At 46.5% G+C, this 16,674-nt stretch carries 11 protein-coding genes; all 11 read left to right on the top strand.

Translation table 11 applies throughout. The features are described from left to right. Window positions 1-37: 37 nt before the first annotated feature. Window positions 38-1,288, top strand: a complete 1,251-nt coding sequence (gene hisS, locus ACDD58_RS04755) for a histidine--tRNA ligase (RefSeq protein ID WP_370776124.1) — start codon at window positions 38-40, stop codon at window positions 1,286-1,288. A 77-nt stretch (window positions 1,289-1,365) separates the two neighbouring features. Then, a complete protein-coding gene (gene aspS / locus ACDD58_RS04750) occupies window positions 1,366-3,159 on the top strand; it encodes an aspartate--tRNA ligase (RefSeq protein WP_117919821.1) in 1,794 nt (597 codons plus the stop codon). 62 nt (window positions 3,160-3,221) lie between these two features. After that, window positions 3,222-5,546 carry a family 78 glycoside hydrolase catalytic domain gene (locus ACDD58_RS04745; protein ID WP_370776121.1) on the top strand — a complete coding sequence of 775 codons (2,325 nt, stop codon included), beginning with the start codon at window positions 3,222-3,224 and terminating at the stop codon, window positions 5,544-5,546. Further along, entirely contained in the window at window positions 5,518-6,705 is a 1,188-nt protein-coding gene (locus tag ACDD58_RS04740; protein ID WP_117919817.1) for a glycoside hydrolase family 88 protein, read from the top strand. Before ACDD58_RS04745 ends, ACDD58_RS04740 begins: the two co-directional genes overlap by 29 nt. Window positions 6,706-6,715: 10 nt before the next feature. Beyond that, on the top strand, window positions 6,716-7,639 hold the full coding sequence (locus ACDD58_RS04735) for an AraC family transcriptional regulator (RefSeq protein WP_118589946.1): 924 nt from the start codon (window positions 6,716-6,718) through the stop codon (window positions 7,637-7,639). A 114-nt stretch (window positions 7,640-7,753) separates the two neighbouring features. Then, a complete protein-coding gene (locus ACDD58_RS04730; protein WP_370776118.1) occupies window positions 7,754-10,207 on the top strand; it encodes a glycoside hydrolase family 2 TIM barrel-domain containing protein in 2,454 nt (817 codons plus the stop codon). After that, on the top strand, window positions 10,188-11,552 hold the full coding sequence (locus ACDD58_RS04725) for an MATE family efflux transporter (protein WP_055193425.1): 1,365 nt from the start codon (window positions 10,188-10,190) through the stop codon (window positions 11,550-11,552). Before ACDD58_RS04730 ends, ACDD58_RS04725 begins: the two co-directional genes overlap by 20 nt. Window positions 11,553-11,634: 82 nt before the next feature. Next, complete coding sequence (locus ACDD58_RS04720; RefSeq protein WP_370776114.1) at window positions 11,635-12,666, top strand: LacI family DNA-binding transcriptional regulator; 1,032 nt, start codon at window positions 11,635-11,637, stop codon at window positions 12,664-12,666. Window positions 12,667-13,034: 368 nt separating this feature from the next. Then, complete coding sequence (locus ACDD58_RS04715) at window positions 13,035-13,988, top strand: sugar ABC transporter permease (protein ID WP_186899065.1); 954 nt, start codon at window positions 13,035-13,037, stop codon at window positions 13,986-13,988. A gap of 18 nt (window positions 13,989-14,006) precedes the next feature. After that, entirely contained in the window at window positions 14,007-14,912 is a 906-nt protein-coding gene (locus ACDD58_RS04710; protein ID WP_117919810.1) for a carbohydrate ABC transporter permease, read from the top strand. 104 nt (window positions 14,913-15,016) lie between these two features. Continuing rightward, window positions 15,017-16,666 carry an ABC transporter substrate-binding protein gene (locus ACDD58_RS04705; protein ID WP_370776110.1) on the top strand — a complete coding sequence of 550 codons (1,650 nt, stop codon included), beginning with the start codon at window positions 15,017-15,019 and terminating at the stop codon, window positions 16,664-16,666. Window positions 16,667-16,674: the final 8 nt, after the last annotated feature.

The raw sequence follows: 16,674 nt of genomic DNA, 5'->3' as shown, positions 1-16,674 counted from the left end.
AGGCAAAGGATATTAGGCATAAGATGGAGGAAATTTTATGGCATTAAGTAAAAAGCCGGTCAACGGCATGAAAGATATTTTACCGGAAGAGATGCAGATCCGGGATTATGTGCAGCAAGTCATCAAAGAGACTTACCGCAGTTTCGGTTTTACACCGATCGAGACACCTTGCATGGAAAATATTGCAAACCTGAGCAATAAACAGGGTGGAGAAAATGAAAAACTGATTTTTAAGGTAATGAAGCGTGGTGAAAAGCTGAAGGTCGCTGAAGCAAAAGAAGAAGCGGATTTAGTTGATTTTGGTATGCGTTATGATCTGACTGTTCCGTTAGTTCGTTTTTATTCGAATAATGCAAATGATCTTCCATCTCCGTTTAAGGCGATTCAGATCGGAAATGTTTGGAGAGCTGACCGCCCACAGCGTGGACGTTATCGTCAGTTTATGCAGTGTGACATCGATATTATCGGAGAGCCGACGAACCTTGCAGAGATTGAGCTGATCTTAGCAACAACTACAACAATCGGAAAACTCGGATTTAAGAATTTCGAGATCCGCATCAATGAACGCCGGATCTTAAAGGCGATGGCAGCATACAGTGGATTTGCAGAGGAAGATTTCGACACTGTATTTATCATCTTAGATAAGATGGACAAGATTGGGCTTGACGGTGTGGCAGAGGAACTCGAAAAAGAGGGCTATGCAAAAGAGTCGATCGAGAAATATCTTGCACTTTTTAAAGGTGTTGAGGAAGCAGAAAACGGCATCAAATACCTTGCAAAGACCTTGGAGGGATATTTAGATCCTGAGGTGGAGCGCAATCTTTTAGAGATCATCGATACCGTGGAGGGGGCAAAGGCGGCTTCCTTTAAAATGGTATTTGATCCGACTTTGGTTCGTGGTATGAGCTACTATACCGGAACCATTTTTGAGATCTCCATGCCGGAGCTTGGCGCAGCCTGTGGAGGCGGTGGACGTTACGATAAGATGGTTGGCAAATTTACCGGACAGGATGTGCCGGCATGTGGATTTTCCATCGGTTTTGAGCGTATCATCCTTCTTCTGATGGAGAGCGGATTTACCGTTCCGACACAGCGCCCGAAAGTTGCGTACCTGATCGAAAAGGGATGCCCGGCAGAGAAACTTGGCGAGATCATCGGAAAAGCACAGGAAGAACGTGCTGCAGGCAAACAGGTGCTTGTTGTCCGTATGAATAAGAATAAAAAATTCCAGAAGGAAAAATTAGATGCCGAGGGATATAAAGAGATCATTGAGTTTTTCAATAAATAAAGTTCATTGACAGAGTGAATGATCTCTTTGAGATCATTGAGTTTTTTAATACGTAAAAAGGAAAGAGGATTGCAGTAATGGCAGAATCAATGAAAGGCTTACACAGAAGCCATAGATGTACCGAGGTTTCAAATCAGAACATCGGTGAGACTGTAACCGTCATGGGATGGGTACAGAAGAGAAGAAATTTAGGAAGTCTGATCTTTATCGACTTAAGAGACCGTTCGGGTATCTTACAGCTCGTATTTAACGAGGAGAGCGTTGGTAAAGAGGGATATGAGAAGGCAGAGCGTTTAAGAAGTGAGTTCGTGATCGCTGTAACCGGAAAAGTGGAAAAACGTTCCGCAGCGGTGAACGAGGCGTTAAAGACCGGTGATATCGAAGTGATCGCAACGGATATCCGTATTTTATCTGAGGCAGAGACACCTCCATTCCAGATCGAGGAGAACAGCCAGACAAAAGACGAAGTCCGTTTAAAATACCGTTACTTAGACCTGCGCAGACCGGATATCCAGAAAAACCTGATGCTCCGCAGTAAAGTAGCTTATCTGATGCGTGACTTTATGGCAAAAGAGGGATTTCTTGAGATCGAGACTCCGATGTTATGTAAGTCAACACCGGAAGGTGCAAGAGATTATTTAGTACCAAGCCGTGTTCATCCGGGACATTTTTATGCGCTGCCGCAGTCACCGCAGCTTTACAAACAGCTTTTAATGTGCTCTGGCTATGACCGTTATTTCCAGATCGCAAGATGCTTCCGTGATGAGGATCTGCGTGCAGACCGTCAGCCTGAATTTACACAGGCAGATATGGAGCTTGCATTCGTAGATGTAGAGGATGTACTTGATGTCAACGAGAGACTGCTCAAATATATCTTTAAAGAAGCAATCGGTGTGGATGTGACACTTCCACTGCCAAGAATGCCATGGCAGGAAGCAATGGATCGTTTCGGTTCTGACAAACCGGATACACGTTTCGGCATGGAGCTTTGTGATGTATCCAAAGTCGTAGAGGGATGCGGATTTTCCGTATTTACCGGTGCACTTGAAAATGGCGGTTCTGTCCGTGGTATCAATGCAAAAGGACAGGCTGGCATGCCGCGTAAAAAGATCGACAAACTGGTTGAATTTGCAAAAGGTTACGGTGCAAAGGGACTTGCTTACCTCGCAGTAAATGAGGATGGCACATACAAATCTTCCTTTGCAAAATTCATGACAGAGGACGAGTTAAAGGCACTTGTTTCTGCAATGCAGGGAGAGCCGGGAGACTTATTATTATTCGCAGCGGACAAAAACAAGATCGTATGGAATGTACTTGGAGCACTCCGTCTCGAACTTGCAAAAGAGTTAGATCTGCTCGATCCAAACCAGTACAACTTCTTATGGGTAACAGAGTTCCCGCTGTTAGAGTGGTCTGACGAGGAGAACCGTTTTATGGCAATGCACCATCCGTTCACCATGCCGATGGAGGAGGACTGGGATAAAATCGATTCTGATCCGGGCAGTGTCCGTGCAAAAGCATACGATATCGTATTAAACGGTACAGAGCTTGGCGGTGGTTCCGTGCGTATCCATCAGGATGACATTCAGGAGAAGATGTTTGAGGTGCTCGGCTTTACGAAAGAGCGCGCACATGAGCAGTTTGGATTCCTGTTAGATGCATTCAAATACGGTGTTCCGCCACACGCAGGACTGGCTTACGGACTTGACCGTCTGGTCATGCATATGGTACACGCAGATTCTATCCGTGATGTCATTGCATTTCCGAAAGTAAAAGATGCATCCTGTCTGATGACACAGGCACCTGGTATCGTGGATAAAAAACAGTTGGAAGAACTGGGACTTGAAGTTGAAGAAGTGTCAGAAGAATAAGTAAAAATCTGGCAGGGCGTCGCATGGCGCCCTGTTTTTGCTTACTTATTGGAAAATATATTATGGGGGAAAATATGGGAGAGGAAGTTAAGAAAAATGAGTCATGGGATGCCAGATGGCTCACCATACCGGAGTTTGCTGATGCTGTGCCTCTTAATCTGTTTCATAAGGAACAGGTACAGCCGTCTGTTGAAGGCAGGAAAACGGCAGAATTTCAGAATGTCCATGTGTTTGTGCGCGGGTATTTTACTTTAGAGCGTGCACAGAAGATTTTCTGTAAGATCACAGCCGATGACCATTATAAGGCATATCTGGATGGAACGTTTATGGGGGAAGGACCTGCCGCGGCATATCATACGAAGTATTATTACAATGTTTTGGAACTTGGAACACTTGCTGCCGGGGAGCATGTGCTGGCACTCCATCTGTATTATCAGGGACTTGTGAACCGTGTGTGGAACAGCTGGGATCTGCGTTTTGCCTTTGCGGCGGGGCTGTGGGATGAAAAAGAAAATGAGATACCGGTTTCTTTTTGCTTTTTGAAAACGGACTGTTATGAGGGAGAGACAGTCGGATACGAGACACAGTTTTTAGAAAATTTTGACAGCCGGAAATACCCGTATGGGTGGAAAAATATCGGGTTTGATGCGGACGGCTGGGAGAAACCCGTTCCGGCGGTGTGGGCAGATTACACGCTGACGAAGCAGCCGACGGAGATGCTCTCTTACATGGAATATCAGTTGGGGACTATAAAGCTGCACGCTGGTAATGAGCATCCACTAGAACCGATAAAGCTGCACTCTGATGCCGTACAGCCATTGGAATCGGCAAAGCTAGAGCACAAGTGTGCAGATCATAACGGTCACATACATCAGATCACACCGTCCGTGATAAGACAAGATCCCGATGGTGCGATGCTTCTGGATGCGGGCGAGGAGATCACAGGCATGATCCTGCTCACCGCGGAGGGGAAAGACGGCGATCAGGTGAAGTTGTTTTACGGGGAGGAACTGGACGGGAAGGGCAGTGTGCGCTATGACATGCGGTGCAACTGCTGTTACAGAGAAATCTGGACGCTGGCGGATGGCAGATGTGAGTTTGATCCGTATGATTACAAGGGATTCCGGTATGTTAAGATCGTGCCGGACGGGGGCGTTAAACTGTCGGATATCCGTTTTCTGGTAAGGCATTATCCGATGGATGAATCACTTTGTGAGTTAAAGACAGAGGAGAAAACATTAGAAAATATTTTTCAAATCTGCAAAAATGCAGTGCGTCTTGGAACACAGGAGAATTATGTGGACTGCCCGACGAGGGAAAAAGGTCAGTACTTAGGGGATGCGGTCGTGACGGCGCACGCGCAGGTACTTTTGACCGGAAAGACGGATATGCTGTTAAAATGCATCGATCAGTTTGCACAGACAGCGAGGGTCTGTCCGGGACTGCTTGCGGTTGCGCCGGGCGGCCTGATGCAGGAGATTGCAGATTTTTCATTGTTGTATTCGCAGCTCCTTTTGCTGTATTATCGTTTTACCGGGGAGAAAGAGACGGTGGACCGTTATTATGGAATCGCAGATGGGATTTTAAAACATTTTTCGCAGTATGCGAGGGAGGACGGTCTGTTAGAGCAGGTCGCTGACAAATGGAATCTTGTGGACTGGCCGGAAAATCTGCGGGATGGATATGATTTTCCACTGACGAGACCTGTGGTGGCACCAGGCTGCCATAATGTGATCAATGCACTCTACATCGGGGCGATGGAGACACAGAATACGCTGGCAGAGATCTGTGGAAGGGAAATGCCGTATCAGACGAAAGAAATTAAAAAAGCATACCGGAACGCTTTTTACCGGGAAAAGACAGGAATTTTAGCGGACAGCGAGACAAGCAGCCACGCGGCACTGCATTCGAATGTTTATGCGATGTACTTTCATTTACTTCCCAAAGCGGATGAACAGAAAATACTGACATTTATGGAACAGAAGGGATTTTCCTGCGGCGTGATGCTGAGTTATTTTGTACTGCGTGTGTTCGCAGAACGCGGACAGTACGATACGGTGTATGAGCTGCTGATCAATGAGGGGGAACACGGATGGGTCAACATGCTGCGCGAGGGTGCAACGACCTGTTTTGAGGCATGGGGGAAAGACCAGAAATGGAATACCAGCCTGTGCCACCCCTGGGCATCTGCACCGGTCCCGATTTTGATCGAGGAGATCGCGGGGGTACATATCGATGCGGCAGAGAAGGATGGATATTACTGGACACCGCACATCCCGGAGAAAATCAGGGAGTTTCGGCTCTGTGTACCGGTGAAAGGGAAAAAAATCATTGTTGAAAAGAAAATGGGGGAAGAATATGCAGTTATCAGAGAAGACAAAGAATAATTTAAAAGGCGTTATGCCGATTACAAAAGAGGAGCGCGAGGATGCGCTGGCATCTGCCTGCATGCAGGTAAAGCGTGTTCTGCCGGAATTTACGACAAAATTTCAGAATGCATACAGTGAAAATGGATTTTACCGTCCAATCGACAACGTGGAGTGGACGACGGGATTCTGGACGGGGGAGATCTGGCTTGCCTATGAATATGGCGGGGGGGACGTTCTGTTAAAGGCGGCAGAGATCCAGATGCAGGATTTCCTGCACCGGATCGAGCAGAAGATCTGTGTGGATCATCATGATATGGGATTTTTGTATACACCATCCTGTGTCGCAGGTTATAAGCTGACCGGTTCCGGGACGGGAAAAAGAGCGGCGCTCCTTGCGGCAGACCAGTTAAAGAGCCGTTTTCAGGAAAAGGGAGAATTTATCCAGGCGTGGGGCGCTATGGGAGAGCCGGAAAATTACAGGCTGATCATAGACTGTCTGCTCAACGTACCGCTGCTTTACTGGGCGTCACAGGAAACGGGAGATGAGAGTTACCGTCAGATCGCTGACCGGCATGTACATACCACACTTGAAAATGTGATCCGCCCGGACTTTTCGACCTGGCATACATTTTTCTTTGATCCGGTAACTGGAAATCCGGATCACGGGGCAACCTGTCAGGGCTACCGGGACGGTTCTGCCTGGGCGAGAGGCCAGGCGTGGGGAATTTACGGAACGGCACTCGCATACCGCTATACAAAAAGAGAGGAATACAAATATATTTTCCGTGGTGTCAGTAAATATTATATAGAGCATCTGCCGAAAGATCTCGTACCGTACTGGGATCTGGAGTTTTCGGATGGTGATGCACAGCCGAGGGATTCTTCCTCCGCCTCCATTGCAGCGTGCGGAATGCTTGAGATGGCAAAATACTTATATGATGAGGAGGCGGCATTTTACCGGGATCTTGCGGAAAAATTTATTGGTTCTGTATACCGGAACTATGCGGTAAAAGATTTTGAAAAATCCAACGGGATCGTACTGCACAGCACATATTCGAACCGTTCGCCGTATAATACCTGCAATCCGTGCGGTGTGGATGAGTGCAATAGCTGGGGCGATTATTTTTACATGGAGGCGCTGACGAGGCTGCAGAAAGACTGGCAGATCTACTGGTAAAGGGGAAGAGATGGAATTTTACAGGATAAATGCACAGATGCTCCCGAAGGTAAATTTTGTGGATGAGACAGAGATAAGACCGCCTTATGTCCACCGGAAACGCAGGGCGGGAGAACAGATCTTATATTTTATCCGGCACGGGGAGATGCATCTGCTTGAGGACGGAAAGCCTCTGATCTTAAAGCCGGGGGATGTCTGTCTGCTGGATAAGGATCGCACGCATGAGGGAACAAAGGCGACGACCTGCAATTATTATTATGTACATTTCATGCATGGGGAGATGGAACTGGTCGATGCAAAAGAAGAGGAAGTCGCCAGGCAGCAGTTTGAACGCCGGAGAAAGGCGATGGCAAAGGAGCCGTGTGAGCCTTATGGAAGTTATGATGAGAGCAAGATCTGGCTGCCGAAATACTGGCATATCAAAAAAGTCACCGACCAGATCCACATTGATGAGCTGATCAAGCAGGCGATCGCGGAGGATTACAGCACGTTTGAGAATCATAAGATCCTCTGTGCCTGCCGGATACAGGAGGCGTTGATCGAGATCGCGCGCTGTTTTGCGACAGCGGAACGCGAAAGGACTGCAGGCGGGTTCCCGGAAAGCTATTATAAAGTCCAGAAAATACAGGAATGGCTGAATGCGTCTTATGCGGCAGACATTTCGGGGGAGCGGTTAGAGGAGGAGTTTGACGGCAATTTTGATTACATGAACCGCATCTTTAAGCGCGTGACAGGACAGACCATTTTCCAGTATCTGACGGCAGTCCGCATGGAACATGCCAAGCGTCTGATCGCGCAGACGACGATGCATACCGGGGTGATCGGCCAGGAGGTCGGCTACCCGGATGAATATTATTTCAGCAAAGTGTTTAAGCGCAATGTCGGGATGTCACCGCGCGCCTACGCAGATTCTCTGTCAAAAAATAAATCATGAAAAGTCGCTAAAAGACAAAAAGTGTCACTATTCTCCATTGTATCATACCTCTGTTTTTTACTATGATGTGTTTAAAAGAAAACATAGACCGTAGTAAAAATGGAGGTATTTTTTATGATTATGAATAAAACAGAACTGTTATTAAGTGAGGGATGGAAGTTTCATTTTGGAGAATGTGAGGAGGCATGGTATCAGGGATATGACGATCGTGCATTTGAGCGTGTCATGCTGCCGCATGACTGGGCAGTGGCTTATCCTTTTTCAAAACAATATTCCAGCGGCACCGGATATCTCACGGGCGGGATCGGCTGGTACCGGCTGCATTTTTATCTGCCAGAGGAATATCAGGGGAAATCGATCCGTCTGGTATTTGACAGTGTGTATAAAAACAGCCAGGTGTGGGTCAACAGTTATTATCAGGGAAAACACCCGTATGGTTACACCGGATTTTCCTATGATATCTCTGGGATCGCACATTTTGGGGAGCAGGAAAATGTGGTCAGTGTGAAAGTGACGCACACGGACATTGCGGATTCGAGATGGTACACGGGAAGCGGGATCACGCGGAAAGTCACTCTTGTGGTGGAAGAACAGGTGCATCCGGCAGAATATGGCGTGACGTTTGTGACAGAGAAACTTGTGGCTGATGGGAAAGAGTTTCCGGAAGTGCAGGCGGCAGTCAGTATCCGCCACGAGATATGCAACCAGACGAAGGAGCAGAAAACATGTGTGGTCTGCACAAAACTGTCTGATCCGCTGGGAACACCTGTGGCAGAGTGGAAAGAACAGGTACAGATCCCGGCAGGAAATACGGTATCCTGCAGCATGCATGGCACCATCCGTGATCCGAAGTGCTGGTCGCCGGAGCACCCGGATCTCTATGGGATGGAAACCTGGTATGAGACAACGGATGAGGATGGAAAGAAAATATCTTATCTTGCAGACACACAGAAGGTCGGGATCCGTGTGGCAGAATTTGACGCGGACCGGGGATTTTTCTTAAACGGTGTGCCGATGAAGATCAAAGGTGTCTGTGTGCATCATGACGCCGGCTGTCTCGGCGCCGCGGTGACAAAGGAAGTATGGCACAGACGGCTTGCAAAATTAAAGGGATGTGGCTGTAATGCGATCCGGTGCAGCCACAACCCGCATATGCCGGAACTGTATGAGCTGTGCGATACGATGGGATTTCTTGTGATGGATGAGGCGTTTGACGAGTGGGAAAATGCAAAAAACAAATGGTCCACGGGACACAATGTCTATCCACCGAAACACCAGGGTTATTTTGAAGATTTCCCGGAATGGCACGAAAAGGATCTGCGCGCCATGGTAAGGCGTGACCGCAATCATCCGTCCATCATTTTGTGGAGCATCGGAAATGAAATCGACTATCCGAACGATCCGTACTGTCATCCGAGTTTTATGGAGATGACTGGAAATAACGACGCGAATAAACCGGCGGCAGAACGGCAGTATGATCCGGCAAAACCGGACATGCGAAGACTGCTTCCGATCGCCGAAGAACTTTCCCGTATTGTAAAGAGTGAAGATAAGAGCCGTCCGGTCACCATGGCGCTTGCCTACCCGGAGCTGTCTGCAAAACTTGGCATATTAGAGCATCTGGATGTGGCAGGCTACAACTATAAGGAGCAGTATTACGAAGCCGACCACAGAGATTTCCCACACATCCCGTTTTTAGGGAGTGAAAACGGACACAGCTATGAGGCATGGGATGCGGTAAAATCAAACGACTATATCAGCGGACAGTTTTTGTGGACAGGGATCGATTATTTAGGGGAGGCACATGGCTGGCCGATTCATGGATCGGGAGCCGGAATTTTGGACTGCGCCGGATTTGAAAAGGCAAGATATTACCGCAGAAAATCGTTGTGGTGTGAAGAACCTCAGCTTTACCTTGCCACAAGACTGTGGAGTGAGGAGTCTGCCGAGTGGATTCCGTGTCAGGAAAACTGGAATTATAAAGCCGGAGAAAAAGTCATTGTGATGTGTTACTCAAATCTGCCGGAGACAGCTGTTTTTATCAATGGAAAAGAGGCTGGCAGACAGATCGGCTACAACGACGACGGTGCATATCGTTTTGAGGTACTCTGGGAGGCAGGGATCCTTGAGGCAAGCGGTTATGATGAAAACGGAAATATCATAGAACAGGAGAGACTGCTTACCACGCAGAACGCTGCTGGCATCAAAGCAGAGGTCTATCAGCCGGAGGAGATTCCTTTCCAAGAGACACAGAAAAACGGATATCTCTATCAGATCGCGCTCACACTTGTGGATCAAAACGGACAGAAGGTTGTCTGGGATGATAAAAAACTGCGTATGGCTGTGAGCGGGGCAGGCATGTTAGCAGGGATCGAGAACGGGGATCTGTCGGATGTGACTCCATATGCGGAAAATGCGAGAAAGACAAAGGACGGAAGGCTCATGATCTATGTGAGAAGAATAAAAAAGGGAAAGATCCGTGTAGAAATTTCAGAGACAGACAGCATAGCACAAAAGAACTGCATAGCAGAAAAAGGAGGAATGCATCTTGAAGTGGAAATGGATTGATGCAGACTGCACCAGCGTTACCACGGCAGAGGGAACGCTGACGCTGAAGGGACTGTTTATCCCGTTGTTTATTGAACAGCTTTTGATGAATATGACCGGTACGGTCAATACGCTGATGCTTGGGCACTATGCGGATGATGCGGTCGCGGCAGTCGGTGCGGCAAACCAGGTGATCGGATTTTTGTACACGTTTTATGCGGTATTCAGCGGCGGCGCATCGGTCGTCATCAGCCACAGACTAGGGGCGGGAGATGAAAAAAGGGCGTCGGATGCAGCGTTTACCTCCATCGTGTGCGGAGGTGCAATCAGCCTGATCTTAGGAACGATACTGGCATTTTTTGCAGGTGCAGTCATGCGTCCGATGCAGTTAGAAACATCGGTGTATGAGATGGCGGTGGTATATTTTCGCATCTGTATCGGCTTTTCCGTACTGCAGGGCATTATTTCTGCTATCTCCGCGGTACTGCGCAGTTATGGAAAACCGAAACTTGCAGTGACGGTATCTTTGTTTATGAATATCGTGAATGCAGTGTTAAATTACGTTGTGATTTTCCAGCCGGTGAAAATTGTGCCGGAGGGCGTGGAAGGTATCGCAATGGCAAACGTGGCAAGCCATGGGACGGCGCTTTTACTTGGCGTCTGGTTTCTGTTCCATTGCGGACTGCATCTTGATTTTGCATCGAAAAATTTAAAGACATTATCCTGCGTGGGTGGAATCTTAAAGATCGGACTGCCGGGAGGGATCAGTTCCCTGTCGTATTCCTTTTCACAGATCGTGTCAACATCGATCTTAGCAGTGCTTGGAACAGCGGCGCTCACCGCAAAGATCTATGTTTCATCCATCGTGTTTTATGTCTATGTGACCGGAATGTCACTTGGACTTTCCACGGCGATCCTGATGGGATGGATGACGGGGGCAAAGGAGTATGAAAAGGCATATCGGCTGAACCAGCAGGTGTTAAAAATCGCGGTCAGCTTAAATATCGTGCTTTCGGTTCTGATCTTTCTCTGCCATAGACCATTGATGCATTTGTTTACGCAGAGTGAGGAGATCATCGGGATGACGGGCGTGATCTTTTTTATCGATATTTTTGTGGAAATCGGGCGTGCATTCAACCATGTCGAGGACAATTCGCTCCGGGGAGCGGGGGATGTGTTCTTTCCGATGGTCATCGCCGTGATTTCCTGCTGGGGCGTCAGCATTTTGTTTGCATATCTGCTTGGGATACGCCTTAGGATGGGGCTGGCAGGATGCTGGATCGCGTTCATGCTCGATGAGATGTTCCGCGGAAGTATCTTTTTCATCCGTTTCCGCTCACGAAAATGGACGAAAAAAAGAATCTGACCCTATATTGACAAACCTGCAAAATCCCGATAAAATTAACTTGAAAACGTTTTCAAATATGACTTTTTAAGGGGGATGGCCGATGGGCAGTGAGTTAAATATTTATAAAATTGCACAGGAAGCGGGAGTTTCACCGGCAACAGTGTCGAGAGTCATGACAAAAAATGCGAGGGTGAGCGAGGAAAAGAGAGCGCGTGTGGAAGCAGTGATCCGCAAATATGATTACAGGCCAAACGCGCTTGCGCAGGGACTGATCAAGACGAAAACGAACGTCATCGGTGTGCTTGCTGCAGATCTGGTCAATCCATATTATTCATCCATGGTGGAAAACTGTGAGAAGGAGATCATTGCGCGCGGGTATGTGCCAATGATCTGCGGAACATTAAGCAATTCGGATCTCGAGGTAGAATATATTCAGAAAATGTTTGACATGCGTATGGATGCAATCATCATTATCGGGGGAAAATCAGACAGCCTTGTCACGGAGCCGGAATACGCAGATCTGATCAACCGTGTCGCTGAATCCATCCCGGTCATCACAACAGGAAAGGTGGAGGGCGGTGAGTGCTGCCAGGTCACGATCGACGAGGCGGAGGGCATGAACCAGAGCATGGAATGTCTGATCGGTTTAGGACATAGAAGAATCGCACTGATCGGCGGAGTCGAGGAGATGAAATCCACTTACGATAAGCGCATCCGCTACCGAAGTCTGCTGCGAAAGAACGGTCTGACCTACCGTGAGCGCTATGTGATCAATTCCAATTATTCGATTGAGGGCGGTTATCAGGGGTTCGAGGCACTCTTTCAGGGAAATAAGACACTTCCCACGGCGGTGATCGCGATCAACGACTACAGTGCAGTGGGTGTGATGCGTTCCATCAAAGAGCATGGACTTAGGATCCCGGAGGATATTTCCCTCATCAGTTTTGATAATACGTTTATCGTAGATACCGTCATACCAAGGCTGAGCAGTATTTCCTATGATTATGAAGCATTTGGAAAGCTTTTGGTTGACACCGCATTAGATAAGATTGCCGGAAAAGAAGTGCCGGAGGTACAGAAAGTGACACCGACTCTGATCATCAGAGAATCCGTAGCGGAGTTAAAACGGTAAAATCCGTTAGAATGACGGAAAAATAAAATAAATATGAAATAAATATGTACAAAAAGTAAAATAACCTGTTGACAACTCATAATATGTATTGTAATATAACAATATGAAAAGGGTTTCAAATTAAAAAGCACTATAAAATACACAACTGGTGTAAAAGCCGGCTGCATGGATGGGGTTTACACAGCAAAGGTGTAAGATAAGTGCGGGAAACATGCAAAAAAGAAGATATAAAGGCGTTTCTGACACTTAAGATCAAAAAATATTACACCTTATGGAAGATGGCAGACAGTTTTGTGAAAAATATAAGTGCTTTGTTTTTACAAGGTTTTGAAACCGGTTTCAAGAAAACATTGGAGAGGGGAAAATATATGAAAAAGGAGAACGGTGTTGCAAAACAGGTTGGCAAAAAACTAAACTTCTGGCAGAAACTCTGGAAGTACCGTGTACTGACACTGATGTGTGTCCCGGCAATGATTTTTTTCTTTGCATTTAACTATATGCCATTGCCAGGAATCTATGTTGCGTTTGTTAAATACAATTACCGCGATGGTATTTTTGGAAGCAAATTTGTAGGGTTACAGAATTTTGAGTTCCTCTGGGAATCAGGAAAAATTTTATCACTGACGAAAAATACAATTTTATATAATCTGGCATTTATCCTTCTTGGAAATTTACTTGCGGTCGTGGTAGCGATCCTTTTAAATGAAATGAGATGTAAATGGTTCAAGAAAGTATCACAGACGATGATGTTTCTTCCATATTTCATTTCACAGGTATTGGTCGGAGTGCTGGTATTCAACCTGTTAAACTATGATACCGGATTTGTAAATGAAATCCTCACCAAACTTGGAATGGAAAAATGGGGACCTTACAGCGATCCGCATGTATGGCCGGTACTGCTGGTTATCATTTATCTGTGGCAGCAGACAGGTTACAACTCCGTTGTATATTTCGCATCCATCTGCGGAATTGACGCAGAGATGATAGAGGCATCCAAGGTCGATGGAGCAAATGCATTTCAGAGGATCCGTTACATATTGCTCCCGAGTTTAAAACCTACCGTGATCATCCTGTTACTGTTTGCATTGGGCGGCATCGTAAAAGGTAATTTCGGATTGTTCTACAATATCATTGGTACGAACTCCTTATTATATGACACGACAGATATTATTGAGACGTTTGTTTACAGGGCTACGATGACGGATTTTAACTTCTCGACAGCGTCGGCAGTCGGTCTGTATCAGTCAGTCGTTGGTTTTGTGATCGTTATGGTCGTGAACTATATTGTTAAGAAAATTGAACCGGATTATTCCCTGTTTTAATATCTATGGAGGTCGACTATGAAGAAAAATAACAGCAATAAAGTAAAACTTGGAGCTTCTGATAAGATTGTACGGGGATTTGGATATGTAGTGATCACGATCTATGCAGTTGCGTGTGTATTCCCGTTCCTTTTGATCCTTGGCAGCTCGTTTACGGCAGAAGAAGTGATCCGTGCAGAAGGTGTACAGCTGATTCCGAAACAGTTTACACTGGCGGCTTATGAGATGGTCTGCAAGAGCGGTGGTATCTGGAAATCTTATCTGCTCACGATCATCCTGACGGTGGTCGGTACAGCGATCGGACTGACGATCATAGCAATGACAGGCTACGCATTACAGAGAAAAGATTTCCCGTTCCGCAACGGAATTTCTTTCTACATATATTTTACAAGCCTGTTTTCCGCAGGACTTGCACCGTACTATCTTCTGATGACACAGACTTACCACTTAAAGGACAGCTATTTTGCAGTTTTATTACCGCTTATGATGTCACCGTGGCTGATCATCATGATGAAAAACTTTGTGAAGGCGATCCCGCATGAGATCACAGAGTCCGGCAAGATCGACGGCGCGGGGGATATGAAGATCTTTGTTTCACTGATCCTTCCGATGTTAAAACCGGCACTTGCGACGATCGGATTATTCCTTGCACTGGGATACTGGAATGAATGGTATCAGTCATCACTTTTCTTAAGCTCGAAAGTGGATGTAAAACCGTTACAGTATACATTATATGAAGTTGTAAATAAAATGGATCAGCTCAAAAACTCCGTTGCAGGACAGTATGTATCGTTAGCAGATATCCCGACCGAGGGAATCAAGATGGCAAATGCGATCCTTGCAACCGGACCGATCATTTTCCTGTATCCATTCGTTCAGAAATATTTCATCAGCGGTATTACCGTTGGAGCCGTAAAAGGCTGATCGATACGATTATCACTCTGCATGGGGCAGAGTCATAATAAAAGCAGATTTGTCTTAGGGAAAGACAGATCTGCTGCAAAAATAAATCATATGGAGGGTATGGTATGAAGAAAAGATTTAAGAGACTTGGGGCAATGTTACTCGCAGGTACAATGTTACTTGGCGCCACAGCCTGTGGCGGAGGAAGCAATTCTTCCACAACAGGAAATGCAGCAAAATCGGAAAACAGTGCATCCACTACGGAAGCAGGGGGAACGACAAGTAGTGGTGACATTGACACATCCGAACATGTAGTGATCACTTATATGGTGACCGGTGATAAACCGGATGGACAGAAAGCAGAGCGTCTTGATGAGATGTTAGAAAAACTGAATGCGATCCTGACCGAAAAAGTAAATGCAGAACTTGAGATTTATTACATCGGATGGACCGATTATCTCTCCAACTACAACCTGACACTGGCACAGATGGATGGTTCTGTCGACCTTGTCGGAACTGCATCTGACTGGCTCGATGCCTGGCCAAACGCAAAGAACGGAGCATTCTTAGAGCTTTCCGAGGATATGTTAAAGACCTACGCACCAAAGACATGGGAGAGCGTAAGCCAGGATCACTGGGATCTGTGTAAATATAACGGCTCGATCTATCTGATCCCGGAGGATAATTACGCACAGTGGACCAATCATGGATTTATCTATCGTCTTGACTGGGCAAAAGAAGCAGGACTGACAGATGGTGTCAAGAGCTGGGAAGATCTTACAACTTACTTTAAATATGTAAAAGAAGCTTACCCGGATATCATTCCATGGGATTCTGACGGTACACAGTATGCACAGATGGCAAACGGCTGGATCACCTCCCACAGCAATTTTGTTGCAATCGACGGTATCTGCTCCGGCGCATTATGGGGCGGTACAAAAGATGACCTTTACACGATCACAACACCTGCATACACAGACACAGATATGATGGTCGAGTATGCAAAATTAATGAAAGAATGGGATAACATCGGTGTATGGAAGACAGACGTATTAAACAATACCGCTTCCTCAAACCGTGATGATTACCGTATCGGACGTGTTGCAGCAGAGCAGCACCACACACAGACCTGGACAGATCTGTGCAGTGCAACTCCGGCAAATACCATTTACCAGGATGATCCGGATGCAGAGTCAGGCTTCTTCTACTTCGGAGAAGAGACCGGAAACGTGGTAGCACTTTCCATCACACACGGTGCAATGGCAGTTTCCGCAGCAAGCAAGAACCCGGAAAGAGCACTGATGGTATATGATTTATTAAGAAATGACGAAGAATGCTACAGATTACTCTGCTATGGTATTGAAGGCGTATCTTACGAGATCAACGATGAGGGACTCCGCACAACTCCGGAGGGATACAACTCAGACACAGACAACATCAACGGTATGACCAACTGGTGGTGGGGACGTAACGACGATCTTGAAATCAGGGACGCTACAAGAAACTGGGATGCAATTGACAAACTTTACAGCGAGTATGATTCCTTAAAGATCGATTATCCGTATGGACAGTTTGTACCGGAAGTTGATGATATCCAGTCTAAGATCGATAACATCAACGAAGTATATACCAACTATACAAAACAGATCTCTTATGGTAAATATCAGGGAACTGCAGAGGAGATCGTTGCAGAGATGCAGGCAGCATTAAAACAGGCTGGTATTGAAGAAGTAACCGCAGCACTGCAGGAACAGTTTGATGCATTATACAAATAGGTATACAA

Origin of the sequence: Roseburia sp., assembly GCF_041325975.1 — a bacterium.
In the GTDB taxonomy this organism is placed as follows: domain Bacteria; phylum Bacillota; class Clostridia; order Lachnospirales; family Lachnospiraceae; genus Roseburia; species Roseburia rectibacter.
The sequence above is the reverse complement of the archived record's forward strand: the minus strand, read 5'-3'. Positions and strand labels throughout refer to the sequence as shown.